The organism is Ruegeria sp. CF4, assembly GCF_056537345.1.
Genome location: NZ_JBQFRJ010000001.1, coordinates 1,067,933 through 1,082,689, shown reverse-complemented (window position 1 = coordinate 1,082,689; position 14,757 = coordinate 1,067,933). Strand labels below are relative to the sequence as shown.

The 14,757-nt window shown below is 58.9% G+C and carries 14 protein-coding genes; 3 read left to right on the top strand and 11 right to left on the bottom strand.

Going from position 1 to position 14,757, the window contains the following annotated elements:
* Position 1: 1 nt before the first annotated feature.
* The 7 genes from ACR0NF_RS05385 to ACR0NF_RS05355 all read right to left on the bottom strand — a co-directional run bounded on the left by ACR0NF_RS05385 (position 2) and on the right by ACR0NF_RS05355 (position 6,936).
* Complete coding sequence (locus ACR0NF_RS05385) at positions 2 to 1,222, bottom strand: MFS transporter (protein WP_480470034.1); 1,221 nt, start codon at positions 1,220 to 1,222, stop codon at positions 2 to 4.
* Positions 1,223 to 1,302: 80 nt separating this feature from the next.
* Entirely contained in the window at positions 1,303 to 1,899 is a 597-nt protein-coding gene (locus tag ACR0NF_RS05380; RefSeq protein ID WP_480470033.1) for a YceI family protein, read from the bottom strand.
* Complete coding sequence (locus tag ACR0NF_RS05375; protein WP_480470032.1) at positions 1,896 to 3,110, bottom strand: MFS transporter; 1,215 nt, start codon at positions 3,108 to 3,110, stop codon at positions 1,896 to 1,898. Before ACR0NF_RS05375 ends, ACR0NF_RS05380 begins: the two co-directional genes overlap by 4 nt.
* Before the next feature lie 62 nt (positions 3,111 to 3,172).
* Positions 3,173 to 3,793, bottom strand: coding sequence for an ImuA family protein (locus ACR0NF_RS05370; protein ID WP_480777887.1), 621 nt, complete (start codon positions 3,791 to 3,793; stop codon positions 3,173 to 3,175).
* A gap of 48 nt (positions 3,794 to 3,841) precedes the next feature.
* Positions 3,842 to 4,423, bottom strand: a complete 582-nt coding sequence (locus ACR0NF_RS05365; RefSeq protein ID WP_480777969.1) for a retropepsin-like aspartic protease family protein — start codon at positions 4,421 to 4,423, stop codon at positions 3,842 to 3,844.
* 42 nt (positions 4,424 to 4,465) lie between these two features.
* Positions 4,466 to 5,086 carry a MarC family protein gene (locus ACR0NF_RS05360; protein ID WP_480470030.1) on the bottom strand — a complete coding sequence of 207 codons (621 nt, stop codon included), beginning with the start codon at positions 5,084 to 5,086 and terminating at the stop codon, positions 4,466 to 4,468.
* Positions 5,083 to 6,936: an ABC-F family ATP-binding cassette domain-containing protein gene (locus ACR0NF_RS05355; RefSeq protein ID WP_480777886.1), complete on the bottom strand. Its 1,854-nt coding sequence runs from the start codon at positions 6,934 to 6,936 to the stop codon at positions 5,083 to 5,085. Before ACR0NF_RS05355 ends, ACR0NF_RS05360 begins: the two co-directional genes overlap by 4 nt.
* 109 nt (positions 6,937 to 7,045) lie before the next feature.
* Between ACR0NF_RS05355 and ACR0NF_RS05350 the strand changes: the two genes are divergently transcribed.
* Both ACR0NF_RS05350 and ndk read left to right on the top strand, forming a co-directional pair.
* The gene (locus ACR0NF_RS05350) at positions 7,046 to 8,248 is read left to right on the top strand and encodes a multidrug effflux MFS transporter (protein WP_480777885.1); all 1,203 of its coding nucleotides are present in this window, start codon (positions 7,046 to 7,048) and stop codon (positions 8,246 to 8,248) included.
* Positions 8,249 to 8,350: 102 nt separating this feature from the next.
* Positions 8,351 to 8,773, top strand: a complete 423-nt coding sequence (ndk, locus tag ACR0NF_RS05345) for a nucleoside-diphosphate kinase (protein WP_155143779.1) — start codon at positions 8,351 to 8,353, stop codon at positions 8,771 to 8,773.
* Between the two features lie 57 nt (positions 8,774 to 8,830).
* Here ndk and ACR0NF_RS05340 read toward each other — a convergent pair whose 3' ends face one another.
* Complete coding sequence (locus tag ACR0NF_RS05340; RefSeq protein WP_480470027.1) at positions 8,831 to 9,178, bottom strand: TfoX/Sxy family protein; 348 nt, start codon at positions 9,176 to 9,178, stop codon at positions 8,831 to 8,833.
* A gap of 97 nt (positions 9,179 to 9,275) precedes the next feature.
* On the opposite strand from ACR0NF_RS05340, the gene ACR0NF_RS05335 reads away from it, so the two are divergent.
* Positions 9,276 to 10,499 carry a cytochrome P450 gene (locus ACR0NF_RS05335; RefSeq protein ID WP_480777884.1) on the top strand — a complete coding sequence of 408 codons (1,224 nt, stop codon included), beginning with the start codon at positions 9,276 to 9,278 and terminating at the stop codon, positions 10,497 to 10,499.
* A 58-nt stretch (positions 10,500 to 10,557) separates the two neighbouring features.
* On the opposite strand, the gene ACR0NF_RS05330 is transcribed toward ACR0NF_RS05335, so the two are convergent.
* From ACR0NF_RS05330 to ACR0NF_RS05320, 3 genes are all read right to left on the bottom strand, one after another.
* A complete protein-coding gene (locus ACR0NF_RS05330; RefSeq protein ID WP_480777883.1) occupies positions 10,558 to 11,919 on the bottom strand; it encodes a sensor histidine kinase in 1,362 nt (453 codons plus the stop codon).
* Positions 11,912 to 12,592, bottom strand: coding sequence for a response regulator transcription factor (locus ACR0NF_RS05325; RefSeq protein WP_480470024.1), 681 nt, complete (start codon positions 12,590 to 12,592; stop codon positions 11,912 to 11,914). Before ACR0NF_RS05325 ends, ACR0NF_RS05330 begins: the two co-directional genes overlap by 8 nt.
* Positions 12,593 to 12,758: 166 nt before the next feature.
* Entirely contained in the window at positions 12,759 to 14,195 is a 1,437-nt protein-coding gene (locus ACR0NF_RS05320) for a DegQ family serine endoprotease (protein ID WP_480777882.1), read from the bottom strand.
* Between the last annotated feature and the right edge of the window lie 562 nt (positions 14,196 to 14,757).

The following is a 14,757-nucleotide window of genomic DNA, read 5'->3' as shown; positions in this document are numbered from 1 at the left end:
TCTATTCCTCCCGCGACCGTTTCAGAAGGCGTCCGATGGTGAAGGATGTGCGTGGGGCATAAACGTAGTTCGTTCGCTCGTCCGGTGTTGGGCGCGACCGCATCCGGGCCAGCCCGAACATGATGAGCCCCAGATGACCCACGGCCACAAAAGCAAACAATGCGCCTGGCCCGAACTGTTGAATCAGCGTCGAAGAAACATAGGGCGAGGCGATGGCACCGAGCGCATACCAGAACATCAGCGCCGCAGACAGCTCAACGCGTTGTTCGGTGGTGGCGAAATCATTGGCGTGGGCTGAAGAGACCGAGAAGATCGGAAAGGTAGTCAGGCCAAAGAACCCGGCGGCCAGCATTACGCCCAGCGTTCCAGCCCCGCTTGCAGCCATGGTGATGCCGCAACTCAGTACAGCCGCAGCCGATAGCCAGATCAATACCCATCGACGATCGTATTTGTCGGCGAGCCATCCCAGCGGATATTGCGCCAGCGCCCCACCCAGAACGAATGAGGCGAGGAAGAATGCGATCTGATCCACGCCCAACCCAACCTCCTGCCCGTAGACCGGACCAACCATCCGGAACGAGGCCGAGCTGAGCGCCGAGACGATCACTCCGGCGACGGCCAGCGGTGAGTTCTGCCATGCCATCCGAGGGCGCAGTCGTGGTGCCTCAGGCGTTTGGGGTTGGCTGGCACGTGTTAGCGCCAGAGGCAAAAGCGAGGCGCAGCACAAGATCGCCAGCAGATTGTACGAGACATATGACGCGGGTGGCAGAACCGCGATGATCAACTGCGCGCAGAGCGACGCACCAAGGTCCGCGATGCGGTAGCTGCCCATGACGCGACCGCGCGAGTCGTTTGTGACCTTGGCGTTCAGCCAGGCTTCAATCACCGTGTAGCATCCTGCGACGCAGGTGCCCGAGGCGATCCTCAGGATGGCCCAGATGCGCGGGTCTTCCGTCAGGGTATGCCCCAGAAGACCCATCGCACCCAAGGCCGTGCAGACGGCAAATGCACGGGAGTGGCCGACGCTGCCCATCAGGCGCGGGGCCCACCAGCAACCGATGAAGAAGCCCAGGAAATGCGCCGAACCCAAAAGGCCGATCTGTTCCGTAGAGAAGTTCAGCGTCAGGCCCGAGATCGCGTCCAGCGGGCCAACGCCGCCGGTCGAAAGCTGCAGCAGAATGACTGAAAGAAACAGGGCGGCAAAGGAAATGATCGTGCGCATGATGGGATCAACTTGGCGTCACGCTCAGATTTTTCGCGCAACTATTCGACTTTAGCAGGTCGTTTTTCTGCTTTTCTAACTCAGCTCTCCCGCAGAATCTCAGCATGGATATTCAATCCGACAGTCTCCTGCACCAGATCCGGATAGCCTGAGGCACCGAATTCATGCCGGTTCAGCGCACCGACCAGCCGTATGGACAAGACATCCAGATCGTCAACGGCACTTCCTGGCATCCGGTAGAGGTTGGCCATCAGCGTTACGGGTCGTGTTACCCCGCGTACGGTGAGGTCACCGGTGACAGTTGCGCCCTCAGAAATGCGACCAGTGGGGCCGAGTTGTATCTTGGTCGAGGTGAAGCGGATCGTTGGGTGGCTTTTTGCGTCCAGCACGCTTTGGCCCAGCATCGGACCGCGGGCAAAGGGCAATTTGGTGCGCGCGTCCGCCACGTCCAGCACCACATCGACCCGGCTGTTCTGAAGGCGTTTGGTGTCGATCTGAATATCGGCGGACCGGATCGGCATTGTCCCTGATTGCGCCACGCCCGAAAGATCGAAGGTGAAACCGACCGAGGTCCCCTTGGGTGCAAGAACATAAGGAATCAAAGCCGTTTGCGCGGTGCTTGCAAGGGGCAGGGCAAACAGGCCCGCGATCAGGGTGCGTCGAGTCAGATATGTCATGCCATGACCTCTCGTCCTCGGGGGCGTGACCGCTTCATCAATGTTAGCAGGATGGCGATGTTCAGGCCGTTCCAGAGGATGCCGTTGATAAAGGCCAATTGATAATTTCCGGTTACGTCGTAAATCCATCCCGACATCCAGCCGCCAAGTGCCATGCCCATGATGGTCATCATCATGACAAACCCGACTCGAGCGCCCGCTTCTTGCGGGGGCATGTACTCACGCACCACCAGCGCATAGCTGGGAACGATGCCCCCCTGCGCAAGACCAAAGAGCATGCTGATGACATAAAGCGAGACCATCCCGTCATAGGGAAGAAACAGAAACAGCGCTATGCATTGCAGGACCGAGCCGATCAGCAAGGTGGTCAACCCACCCAGCTTGTCGGCCACAAGGCCCGAGATTACCCGGCTCACCACGCCGCCTAGCAGCATCAGTGACAGCATCTCGGCCCCGACCGCCGGACCATAGCCCAGCCCCACGCAATACGAGACGATGTGAACCTGTGGCATCGACATCGCCACGCAACAGCCGATCCCGGCAAGCCCGAGGATGTATTGCAGCGCGCGCGGCGACAGGCCCACGCTCTGCGCTCGGAACTGGGCCGCGGCAGCGGCGGTGCTGTGTGCATCGACGGGCAGGGGGCGGCGCAGCAAAAGGGACAGAGGGATCACGGTGGCCAGAGTGATCAGGGCGAGGGCCAGATAGACCTCTTGCCAGCCCTCGCGCTCCAGAATGCCCGAAAGCAGCGTGGGCCAGATAGCACCCGACAAATAGTTTCCGCTGGCGACCAGAGCCACGGCGATCCCGCGCCGCCGCATGAACCAGTGAGAGATATCGGCGATCAGTGGCCCAAACCCAACCGCTGTACCCAGCCCCAACAACAGATGCGCCAGCGACAGCAGCATCATGTTCGGGGCCAGCGTGGCGAGTAGATAGCTGATGGCACTCAGAGCTGCCGCGCCAATCAGGGCTTTGGTCACGCCTAGCCGATCCACCAACTGGCCCAGCCACATATTGCCGAGCGCAAAGCCGATCATGGTCAGGACATAAGGCAACGACGCCTCGGCCCGTCCGGCACTAAATTGTGCCTCGATGGCGGGCATTACCACGATGACGGCCCACATGCCCACATTGACCACTGTGGCAATGGCCAGAGTGATCAGCAGGCGCAGCCAGGAATAGCGGCTATCATGGATCGCGTGGGTCATCCCGGAACGCTAGGGCGCGACTGCGGTTTTGACCAGTCACAAGTTGCGTGACTGGTCGGCTGTCACTCAGTCGTGTCTTTGGTCTCGGTCCGTTGCAGATGTATCGTGGTCTGATCGGTGGTCTGCGTGACGATCCAACTGGCAGGCGGTTGCGAACGGGCGCGGCGGCGGGTCAGGGTCCAGCCTTGGCCTGCATCGCAATAGGTAGGGGCCATATGCCAGCGCGTCTCGATCCCTTGCGCACCTCCATCATCGGGGGTCAACAACACTCCCAGCGGAGCTTGCCCCGCCGCGCCGCCCTGTTCTGCGGCCAGATGCAGGCGCCGGACCGGGGTCAGCCCCGGCGGGCCGGGCAGATCGCCGATGACAAGCGGGGCTGCGCCGCTGCGCAGGGCCTCCTCCATGCACCAGAGCAGGTCTTCGGCCTTCGACGGACGAACCAGCAGAAAGCGCGAGGGATCGGCAAAGGGCAGCATACCTTCGGGGTGCAATTGCCCGATCTCCCATTCGGGGCAAATCCACATCACCGGCCCTTGCGTCCGCCCTGCCAGCCACATGGCAAAGCTGCGGCGCGCGGGGCCGCAGGCCTCGTGCACACGGGCCAGTTGCAGGTTGATCTGTGGATGCAGAACCACCCCGGGCGGGGTGCGTGCGGGTTTGCGGCCAAGAAGCTGGGTAGACATGCCACCAGATTAGCATGTTCTCATTTTGTTCTCAATTGATGAATGTCGTCAGCGCGACAATATCAGACGTCCATCAGCGAATTGGACGTTCGAGAAGCGCTGCAGATACGCCATACCCAGCAACGACTGGTTCAGTTCGCCCTCAGTGATTGAGGCCTGCACATTGCGGTCCGTGATCGGCCCGAGCGCGATGCTGTCCAAACGCACCGGAGCCGTGCGTACCATACCATTCGCAGTCGCAGCGCGCCCAAGATAGGTCAGCTGCGTAGTATCGATCCCGGCGCGCGCGGCATCCTTGTCGCTCAGGACAATGTTGCTGGCACCGGTATCGACCAGAAAGGTCACCGCTTTGCCGTTCACCAGCATCGGCAGGTAATAATGCCCGTCATATGACCGGGGCACCTCAATTCGGTGGTCGGTCACAGTCAGCTGAGTCGAAGGGCCAACGGTCGAGCGGATGTCATCCCAAAGCCCGATCACGGCAATGACGCCGACAAAGATGAACACCCAGGCGGCGACCTGTTGCATCGTCTTGCCCAGTGATTGACGGTTTTGGGTGATGAACCACATCAGTAGTGCAGCAGCCAGCAACACCAGATAGGTCAAACGCCCGATATTCTCGCCATCCATTCCGTCACCCGTACTCAGTTGGTTAGCCACATATATGGGGGCTCAGGAAGCGAAACCAAAGGCCTTGAGACCATCCAGAATGAACTGCACCGACAGCGCGGCCAGCAGCATGCCCAGTAGCCGGGTCAGCACGTTCAGCCCCGTCTTGCCCAGAATGCGAGCGATCACGCCTCCGGCCAGAAAGAACACGAAAACCACGATCATGACTGCCAGCATCACGGCACAGGCGGCGGCAATACCCTGAATGCCCGGGTTCTGGCCAGCCAGCAGGATGATGGTGGCAATTGACCCGGGTCCAGCGATCAGGGGAATGGCCAGAGGGAAAACGGACGGGTCAGGATGCTCTTCCTCCTCGGCCCGATCCTCTCGGCGTTTGGTGCGGCGGTCGAACAGCATGTCGAGCGCGGTCAGAAACAGCAGCGCACCACCGGCCACGCGGAAGGCTTCCATCGAGATGCCGACAAAGCCCAATACAGCCTCGCCAAACGCGGCGAAGGCGATCAGGATGCACACCGCAGTCAGGCAACTGCGGATGGCGATCTTGCGGCGCGTCGCGGCATCCATGTCTTGCGTCAGCGCGACGAAGATCGGTGTAGTGCCGAACGGGTCGATCACCACGAACATGGTGGTGAACGCCGTGATGAAGAAGGCCATTTCAATCATGCTGCATTCTCTGCCTGTTCCAAGCGTTCGGCGGCAGCGACCCAGAGGGTTTCGGCCTTTTGCATCGCTTCAGCGACCTCGGCGAATTTTCGGTTCCAGGTTTCCAGATCGTTGATCTTGTCATCCTCATATAATGCCGGGTCCGCCAGTTTGGCCGAGAGTTTGTCGTGCATGTCCGTCAGTTTCTCGATCCGATCCTCGCATTTGCGCAGATCAGCGCGCAGCGCCAGCATGGTATCGCGCGAGGGGCGCTTGGGCTTGGCGGATTGCGGTTTCTCTTTCACCGGCTTGTCACGGGCCAGCAGCAGGGCACGATAGGTCTCCAGATCGCCGTCAAACGGCTTCACCGTCCCGTCCGAGACTAGCCACAGCCGGTCTGCCACGAGCGACAGCAGGTGCATGTCATGACTGACCAGCACAACCGCGCCGGAATATGCAGTCAGTGCTTCGACCAGCGCTTCGCGGCTTTCGATGTCCAAGTGGTTGGTTGGCTCGTCGAGGATCAGCATATGCGGTGCGTCAATGGTGGCGATCAGCAGTGACAGGCGGGCTTTCTGACCGCCTGACAGTCGACCGACCACAGTCTCGGCCTGATCCGCGTTCAGACCAAACCCGGCCAGACGCGACCGCCATTTGCCCGGAGCCTCGTCGGGACGCAGGCGTCGTAAGTGGTCCAGAGGGGTCTCGTCCACATAAAGCTCATCCACCTGATGCTGCGCGAAATAACCGATGCGCAGCTTGTTAGAGCGGCTCATCTTGCCTGCCATCAGGGGCAGGCGGTCGGAAAGCAGCTTGGACAGGGTCGACTTGCCCTGACCGTTCTTGCCCAGCAATGCGATCCGGTCGTCCTGATCAATCCGCAGGTTCAGGCGGCGCAGTACCTCAATCTCGCCATAGCCGGTCACACCGCCTTCAATCTGGATGATCGGCGGCGATAGCTCCTCGGGCTCGGGAAACGAGAACGCGCGCAAGGCGGCCTCTTGCGGGGTTGAAACCAGTTGGATGCGCTCGATCATCTTCAGGCGGGACTGGGCCTGTACGGCCTTCGACGCTTTATAACGGAAGCGATCCACGAAACTCTGCAGATGGGCGATGCGGGCCTTGGCCTTGGCGTTCTCCGACTCCGCTTGCGCCAGACGTTCCGCCCGGCGTTCGGCGAACTTGTCGTAAGGGACTGCGTAATAGGTGAGCTTGCGATCTTCCAGATGCAGGATCGACCCAACGGCGCGGTTTAACAGACCGCGGTCGTGGCTGATGATGATCACCGTGTGAGGATATTTCGCCAGATAGCTTTCAAGCCACAGTGCGCCTTCGAGATCCAGATAGTTGGTTGGTTCGTCCAGTAGCAGCAGATCGGGCTGAGAGAACAGCACCGCCGCCAGTGCCACGCGCATCCGCCAGCCGCCCGAGAAATCGGAACAGGGTTTCAGTTGATCTTCGTCATCAAACCCCAGACCTTTAAGGATCGACGCTGCCCGTGCCTCAGCCGACCAGGCGTCGATATCGGCCAGACGGGTCTGGATATCGGCAATGCGCGCGGGGTCTTCGGCGCTTTCGGCCTCGGCCATCAACGCGCTGCGTTCGGTATCGGCGGCGAGGACAGTATTGATCAACGAAACATCGGAAGAAGGTACCTCTTGCGCCACTCCTCCAATCCGCGCCCGCTTCGGGACCGAGATATTGCCCGACTCCAATGCAAGCTCGCCCCGGATGAGGCGAAAAAGAGTGGTCTTGCCGGTCCCGTTGCGGCCCACAAGGCCAACCTTGTGACCATCAGGGATAGTCGCGCTGGCCCCATCGAACAAAGGGCGGCCCTCAACGGCATAGGTGATATCTTCGATCCGTAACATGAGGCCGCTCTTAGCAGAGCCACGATGCCGCCGCCAGCGGCTTGGCATGTTCAAACGCCAGGCAATGTGTTAGCGCTGTTTCGTTTGCTTTTTTGAAACGGTTTTCGACATGCGCGCGGCCCAGACGCCCCCCAGTTTGATCACGCTGATCTTTGCCACGGCGTTGTCTGTGCTGTCCCTGAATATGTTTCTGCCCTCACTGGCGCATATGAGCGAGGATTTCGCGGTGGACTACGGCCTCGTGAACCTGTCGGTTGCGGGGTATCTGGCCGTATCTGCCGTGCTACAGTTGATCATGGGACCGCTGTCAGATCGCTTTGGACGCAGGCCCGTGCTGTTGATCTGCATGACGATCTTCGTCATTGCCTCGATCGGCTGCGTCATGGCCGAGTCGATCTGGCTGTTCCTGGGCTTTCGCCTGCTGCAGGCGGTAGTCGTGGCAGGATCGGTGTTGTCCAGCGCCTCGATCCGGGACCGATATCCTCCGAATGAGGCCGCGAGCAAACTGGGTTATATCGCCATGGCGATGGCGCTTGCGCCGATGTTGGGTCCGATGTTGGGCGGCGCGTTGGACATGCTGTTTGGATGGCGCGCGGGGTTTGTTCTGTATTCGCTGTTGGGGGCAGGGCTGCTGGCCCTTCTGTGGCTTGATATGGGCGAGACAAATCTCATCCGCGCCTCAACCTTCTCGGCCCAATTGCGCGAATATCCACACCTCTTTCGAGCGCGCCGATTCTGGGGCTATGCCCTTTGCGTATCGTTCTCGATAGGGGGTTTTTTCAGCTTCATCACCGGAGCGCCTTTGGTGGCTGCGGCATGGTTCGATTTGAGTCCGGCCATGCTGGGTCTTGGGATCGGCATCATCACGGGCGGATTCATGGTCGGTAATTTTGTGACGGGACGGATCGCGGCACGCACACGACTGACCACAATGATCCTGATCGGGCGGATCGTGGCCTCGACCGGACCGTTTTGCGGGTTACTTCTGTTCATAGCTGGCCTGGGGTCAGTCTGGGTGTTCTTCGGGTCGGCCATCTGTGTGGGGTTCGGCAACGGATTGACAAACGCCAATGCGACCGCCGGTGTCATGTCCGTGCGCCCCAAGCTGGCCGGCAGTGCGGCGGGGCTTTCAGGTGCGATGATCGTGGCGCTTGGGGCGATCCTGACGTCGATGACCGGCGCGTTTGTCAGCCCGGAAAACGGACCTTATCTGGTGCTGAGCATGATGTGCGGCAGCAGTTTCATCGGCCTTCTTGCGGTACTCTATGTGCGTCGCGTGGATCGTCTGGAGCCGCTTCCCGATACGATCTGACCGCAAAGGCATCATTCTACTTTTCTTGAAGCAAATACCATGTTAGGCGGCGCGCGATGGATTTCGGCGCGGACCCGCGCCACATTGTAAGGAGAGGCCGATATGGCACTGGAACGCACATTCTCGATCATCAAACCCGATGCAACCCGCCGCAACCTGACTGGCAAGATCAACGCCAAATTCGAAGAAGCGGGCCTGCGCATCGTCGCGCAAAAGCGCATCCACATGACCAAAGAGCAAGCTGGCAAGTTCTACGAAGTACATGCCGAGCGTCCGTTCTATGACGAACTGTGCGAATTCATGTCGTCGGCCCCTGTTGTTGTTCAGGTTCTGGAAGGCGAAGGCGCCATTGCCAAGAACCGTGAAGTCATGGGCGCAACCAACCCTGCAGACGCAGCAGCTGGCACCATCCGCGCTGAGTTCGCTGAATCAGTTGGCGAAAACTCGGTCCATGGTTCGGACGCACCTGAGACAGCAGCGGTTGAGATCGCCTACTTCTTCTCGGGCATCGAGCTGGTTGGCTAAGCCTCCACATCGGTGAACAGATTGGGCCGCTCCTTTTTGGGGCGGCCTTTTTCTTTCTCAAACGGGTTTGAGGTCCGCAGCGGTCACACGAACGCCCACGGCGTCCAGATCCGAGACCATCTGGCTTTCCGGCGCCCGGCTCACCCCGGCCTTGATCGCATCAAACCTCTTGCGCAGTGCCTTCTTTTCTTCGCCTTTGCAGTCGTTCCACGGTCGGCCCTGTAGGCCCATCACAAGCACATAGTAGCCAATGAAATGCGGGCGCGAGCCGGATTGCAGAAGGCGCGCATAAGCCTCATCCGCGCCTAAGTCCCGCAACTCTTGAGCGGAATGAATGCCCGCGCGCGCGCAGGCTTGCTCGAAGGCGGGGCCAAGGTTTCTGATCGAAGAGACCGGTTCAGACATGCCTCTGTCATAGCCCGAGCCTTGTCGAATGTCACCCGGGCAGAGTTGTCTGAGTCTGTTCCTTGCGTTAGGCAAGTGACGGGGCAGGGAGGATGCAATGAGTCGTGTAAGTTACGAAGAATTGGCGCAAAATCTGGACCTGATGAACCCACCTGTGGGCTTTATCGATGATCCGTTCCCGATCTATGATGCATTACTGGAACACGCGCCGGTGCTGCCGCAGCCCGATGGATCTGTTCTTTTGTCGCGCCACGCTGATCTGGATCGCGTCTATCGCGACACCACGCTTTATTCATCGGACAAGAAGGCTGCCTTTGGACCGAAATTCGGGGCGGGCTCACCACTCTTCGAACACCATACCACTTCTCTGGTATTCTCTGACCCGCCGTTGCACACGCGGGTGCGTAAGATCATGACCTCGGCCCTGACACCCCGCGCCATTGCACGAATGGAGCCGGGGTTGATCCAAACCGTCGATACGCTGTTGGATGCGATGGCAGGCCGGGATCAGGTGGACCTGATCGAGGATTTTGCATCGACGATTCCAATTCAGATCATCGGGAACCTGCTGGACGTGCCCATGTCAGAACGCGGGCCGCTGCGCGACTGGTCTCTGGCTATTCTGGGCGCGCTGGAACCGTCTTTGACCGAGGTACAGTTGGAGACCGGGCATCGGGCGGTGACCGAGTTCAAAGCTTATCTTGAAGACCTCGTTGCGCGCCGTCGTGCCAATCCGGGTGACCCGGAAACGGACGTATTGACCCGCTTGATCCGGGGTGAGGGGGCGGATGCACAACTCAGCGAGATTGAACTGCTGCAGAACTGCATCTTCATCCTGAATGCGGGTCACGAAACAACGACCAACTTGATCGGCAACGGTTTGGCGCTGCTGCATGATCATCCGGAGCATTGCGCGCGTCTGTTGCACGATGACGCGCTGATCAACTCGACGGTTGAGGAGGTTTTACGCTTCCGCTCACCGAACCAGTTCGGCAATCGTGAAACCACGGCTGATATAGAACTTGAGGGCCTGCATATACCCAAAGGCACCAATCTGCACCTCTGCATCGGCGCCGCCAACCGGGATCCTGCGGTGTTCGATGATCCGAGCCGGTTCGACATTGCCCGCAAACCCAACCGGCATCTGGCCTTCGCAGGTGGTCCGCATGTCTGTGTTGGCCTGACGCTCGCTCGGCTGGAAGGGCGGATCGCACTGGGTCGTTTTCTGCACAGATACCCCGAGTACAAGCTTTTACCTGATCGCAAACAAGGCGGTCGTATCCGCTTCCGGGGTTACGCTGCTTTACCTGCAGTTCTTTAACGCTATTTATTTGATACAGCAGTGTATTAACTGCCATTGTTAATGCGCTTCGCGACGTTCACGCCAGCTTTATAATAGTTTCCAGACCGGGCTTTCGGTTCTTTGCAATGAACTTGCCGCCATGCATGTGCGAGATTGCAGCCACCAGAGCCAACCCGAGGCCCGCATTGCGCTCGGTGCGGGCAGGGTCCAGAGTGACGAAGGGCATCTGCAATCTTGGCAAATCACGCTCGGGCACACCGGGGCCACGGTCACGAACGCTCAGCAATGTGAAGGCGCCATCTTCGCGGATTTCGATGGTGATCGCAGTACCCGCCGGAGCGTAGCGCATGGCGTTTTCCAGGAGGTTTGAGAGGGCCTGTGACAGTAAAGGGCGGTGACCTTGTATCGGCTCGGTTCTGCCTTTGACCTCCAACCGAATATTCTGATCTGCGGCGACGGGTTCATAGAGTTCGACCACGTCGCTGACCAATTGCTGCAAATTCACCGGTTCGAATTGCTCGCGGCCCAGGCCGGCCTCGGCGCGCGAGATTTCGGTAAGTTGGCTGAGAACGCGCAGCAGATGATCAATCTCACCTGTTGCGCGGGCCAGATCGATATCACGCTCCTGGTCGCTTTTGTCAGGCTCAGCCAGTGACTCGACCCGCTGGCGCAGGCGCGAAAGCGGTGAACGCAGATCATGCGCAATGGAATTCGAAGTGGTCCTAAGATTACTGATCAACTCTTCGATCTTATCCAGCATGTTGTTGAGCGTGCCCGAGACCTGATCGAACTCGTCACCCGTACCGCGCAATGGCATACGCAAAGCCAGATCGCCCGAAACGATGTTATCGGCCGTGTCAGCGATATCTTTGAGACGTGAGAACACCAGACGTGTTAGCAGCCAACCTGTCAGCAGGCTCAACGCAAGCGCAGTCCCGAGCGCCAATGCGACGGACCGAAACAGAGCGCGGTCGAACTGCTGGCGCGCCAATGCATCGCGTCCAACCAGCAACCGTTCGCCACCGGGAAGCCGAACGGACGCAGCCGATATTGGAACCGTCTGGTCGCTGTCTTCGCGGCGCAATTGCAACTCGACCCAGCCGCTGCCCGGCGTGATCCCTTCGGGCCAATGGGCCAGGTTGCCTGCCAGCTTGGTGCCTTGCCGACCTGTAAGCAAATATAGGGCGTCCCGCTGGGCCGCGGTGGGCAGGCGACGTTCGATTGCAGTGATCAACCCGATCATGCCGAGGCGTTCATATTCATCCGCCAGACCCGTGAGTTCTGCCTGTACGACCGAGCGTGTCTCATCCGAGATTGTGCGATTGGCGGTCACGTAAACGGTTACCAGTACCGCTGCGGTCAGCAATGTGCTCAGCACCATGCTGGCCATGACCAGCCGGGTGCGCGCATTCCTCAGCGACAGGCGCAGGTCAGGCATCCGAGACCATGTACCCAGCGCCCCTTACTGTCTCGATCATCGGGTCGGCACCTTCTTCATCAAGCTGGCGGCGCAGTTTCGAGATATGGACGTCGACTACATTTGTGTTGGGGTCAAAGTGATAGTCCCAGACGCCTTCCAGCAGCATAGTGCGAGAGACGACGCGGTTTTTGCGGCGCAGGAAGTACTCCAATATCTGGAATTCACGCGGGGTGAGGGTGATCTCGCGCCCGTTGCGTGTGACTTTACGCGTAAGCAGGTCCATTTCGAGATCGCGGCAAGCCAGAGTTGGAGTTTCTTCTGCTTCCTGCGGACGGCGCAGCAAGGCCTCGATCCGGGCGTGCAATTCCTGAAACGAGAAAGGTTTGACCAGATAGTCATCCGCCCCGGCACGGAGGCCTTTGACCCGTTCATCAACCGCGCTCATCGCGGTCAGCATCAACACGGGCGTCTTCAACCCCGCAGCCCGCATGGACTTGATCAACGACAAACCATCCAGCCCCGGCAGCATTCGATCCAGAACAACGGCATCGAAACCGCCATCAGTCGCATGATAAAGGCCCTCGCGGCCATCCGACGCGACTTCGACCACATAGCCTTCCTCGCCAAAGCCTTTGGCGATGAAATCACGGGTCTCCTGATCATCCTCAACAATCAACAGGCGTCTGCTCATGGTCGGGGCTCCTTTCCCAATAGGATATAAACACAGATACTCTTTGAAAAAAACATGCCGGGTGCGATGCCGCACCCGGCTGTCCCAGTGGTACGTGGACAATCCGCACCCTCCGGAATAAGCGCACCAGATTTCCCCATCATGTGGCGCGCTTAGGTGTTGTGGCTCAGGCGATCTTGACCGCGACGAAGATTTGGTTGCCGCCGCGATTGATCAGCACCAGAGCCGGATCGGTCTTTTCGCTTTCCAGCGCGTCTTTCAGCGCGTCCGGGGTCGCGGTGTCCAGATTACCCAGCCGCACGATCACATCGCCGCGCTGCAAACCAGCCTTTGCTGCAGGGCTTTCGGGCTTGAGGTCGGTGACAACCACGCCGTCCACATTCTCGCCCACGCCCATTTCCGCACGTGCCGTTTCGGTCAGCGGAGCAACCGTCACACCCAGCGAAGTGCCTTCGAACTTGTCCTCGACTACGCTGTCGGTCTCGGCTGAGGCAGACTGATGCTGGCCAATGGTCAGTTCAATCTGTTCTTCTTTTCCATTGCGAAGAACTGTCAGAACACTGTCAGTACCCACCTTGGTGGTGCCAACCAGGATCGGTAGATCACTACTGGAATCAACGGGTTCTCCGTTGAAGCTGAGAATCACGTCACCTTGTTGCAGCGCGCCATCCGCCGGGCTGTCGGTCACCACATCGGAAACGAGCGCGCCGGTCGCCGTCTCGACGCCCATCGCTGCCGCCAGTTCGGGGCTGACATTCTGGATCGACACACCCAGCCATCCGCGGCTGACCTGACCGTCATCGCGCAGGTCCGCAGTGATGTGATCCACGATGTTTGAGGTCACAGCAAATCCGAGGCCGACCGAGCCGCCGCTAGGTGAGTAGATGGCAGAGTTCACGCCGATCACTTCACCTTCCATGTTGAACAGCGGACCGCCCGAGTTGCCCTTGTTGATGGCCGCATCCGTCTGAATGAACTCGGCATAAGGTCCTTCCGAGATATTGCGGCCCTTAGCCGACACGATACCCGTTGTGACAGTTGAGTTGAGCCCGAAGGGGTTGCCGATGGCGACCACGTCTTCACCCACTCGGATGGCATCGCTGTCGCCCATTTGTACGGCTTGCAGATCTTCGCCTACATCAATCTTCAAAACAGCGATATCAGTCAGCGGGTCGGTGCCTACGATCTCTGCCTCGAAGGTGCGGTTGTCACTCAAGCGGACAGTTATTTCCGTCGAGTTGTCGACCACATGGTGGTTGGTGACAATGTATCCAGCCTCGTCCAAGACGAAACCAGAGCCAAGACCTTGGCTCGGACCACGCTGCGGCATCTGGAAACCTTCCGGTCCGCCGAAGCGTTTGAAGAACTCACCAAAGGGGTGCCCTTCGAAATCGAACTCCTGTCCCTGCGTCGGGACTGGTGCTGTGTCTTGCTTGGCGATGATCGTAACGACTGAGGGTGATACGGTTTCAACCAGATCTGCCAGCGCCTCGTCTGCCATCGCGGGCAGGGCGGTGGTGGCCAGCATGGCCGCGCCCAGTGCGCTTGCGCCCATCCAGCTAGTCGTGCGTGGGAAAAGCAGTGAGGATTTACGGATGCTCATTTTGACTCCTGTCTTTGTATGGCGGTTGAGCCCGCGCTTGAGACAGGAGATGCCCAGTCAATCTTTGCAGTTCCTGAGTGAAAAATTAAGAAACCTTAATTTTGCCGTTTTCTGTCCTTCCTATGCGGTTGTTCACCAACGGCGCATGAGCGGGAATCAGCCAAGCTTACGTAGGGCGAATCGGTCGATTGTTGCCGACATCGTCGACAGTCAGGAAAAAGCGCCGAATTGAATCAGTTTCGTTAACAAATAAACCGCACCTCTGGTCAAATCACCGAAGATCACCTTAAAGTTGTTTCTCCCCGAGGGACGTGTTTCTGGCGATTGGTAAAGATGCCTTAAAACAAATTGGAAACAATAGGCCCCAAAGGCCATATTCACATTAGGTAATGTGGTGAGCGGCTTAATGTACAACTCAAGCGAGATTCCAGACTGTTGCATTGTTGCGCAAGCGCCAAGTCGATTTTGTGGAAATTTACCAATTCTTCCAATTTTACGTTGTTTGAAAGCACCTGATAGGCGACGATGTAATTGCCCAAGTGAGGGGGGCCTGAGACACTAG

Excerpts from the sequence above, each read along its gene's own strand:
- ACR0NF_RS05360 (WP_480470030.1), bottom strand. The coding sequence starts at position 5,086 with ATGATTGAAATGGCCTTCTTCATCACGGCGTTCACCACCATGTTCGTG.
- ACR0NF_RS05365 (WP_480777969.1), bottom strand. The coding sequence starts at position 4,423 with ATGGATGGCGAGAATATCGGGCGTTTGACCTATCTGGTGTTGCTGGCT.
- ACR0NF_RS05355 (WP_480777886.1), bottom strand. The coding sequence starts at position 6,936 with ATGTTACGGATCGAAGATATCACCTATGCCGTTGAGGGCCGCCCTTTG.
- ACR0NF_RS05375 (WP_480470032.1), bottom strand. The coding sequence starts at position 3,110 with ATGACCCACGCGATCCATGATAGCCGCTATTCCTGGCTGCGCCTGCTG.
- ACR0NF_RS05385 (WP_480470034.1), bottom strand. The coding sequence starts at position 1,222 with ATGCGCACGATCATTTCCTTTGCCGCCCTGTTTCTTTCAGTCATTCTG.
- ACR0NF_RS05350 (WP_480777885.1), top strand. The coding sequence starts at position 7,046 with ATGCGCGCGGCCCAGACGCCCCCCAGTTTGATCACGCTGATCTTTGCC.
- ACR0NF_RS05325 (WP_480470024.1), bottom strand. The coding sequence starts at position 12,592 with ATGAGCAGACGCCTGTTGATTGTTGAGGATGATCAGGAGACCCGTGAT.
- ACR0NF_RS05340 (WP_480470027.1), bottom strand. The coding sequence starts at position 9,178 with ATGTCTGAACCGGTCTCTTCGATCAGAAACCTTGGCCCCGCCTTCGAG.
- ACR0NF_RS05370 (WP_480777887.1), bottom strand. The coding sequence starts at position 3,793 with ATGTCTACCCAGCTTCTTGGCCGCAAACCCGCACGCACCCCGCCCGGG.
- ACR0NF_RS05320 (WP_480777882.1), bottom strand. The coding sequence starts at position 14,195 with ATGAGCATCCGTAAATCCTCACTGCTTTTCCCACGCACGACTAGCTGG.
- ACR0NF_RS05380 (WP_480470033.1), bottom strand. The coding sequence starts at position 1,899 with ATGACATATCTGACTCGACGCACCCTGATCGCGGGCCTGTTTGCCCTG.
- ACR0NF_RS05330 (WP_480777883.1), bottom strand. The coding sequence starts at position 11,919 with ATGCCTGACCTGCGCCTGTCGCTGAGGAATGCGCGCACCCGGCTGGTC.
- ACR0NF_RS05335 (WP_480777884.1), top strand. The coding sequence starts at position 9,276 with ATGAGTCGTGTAAGTTACGAAGAATTGGCGCAAAATCTGGACCTGATG.
- ndk (WP_155143779.1), top strand. The coding sequence starts at position 8,351 with ATGGCACTGGAACGCACATTCTCGATCATCAAACCCGATGCAACCCGC.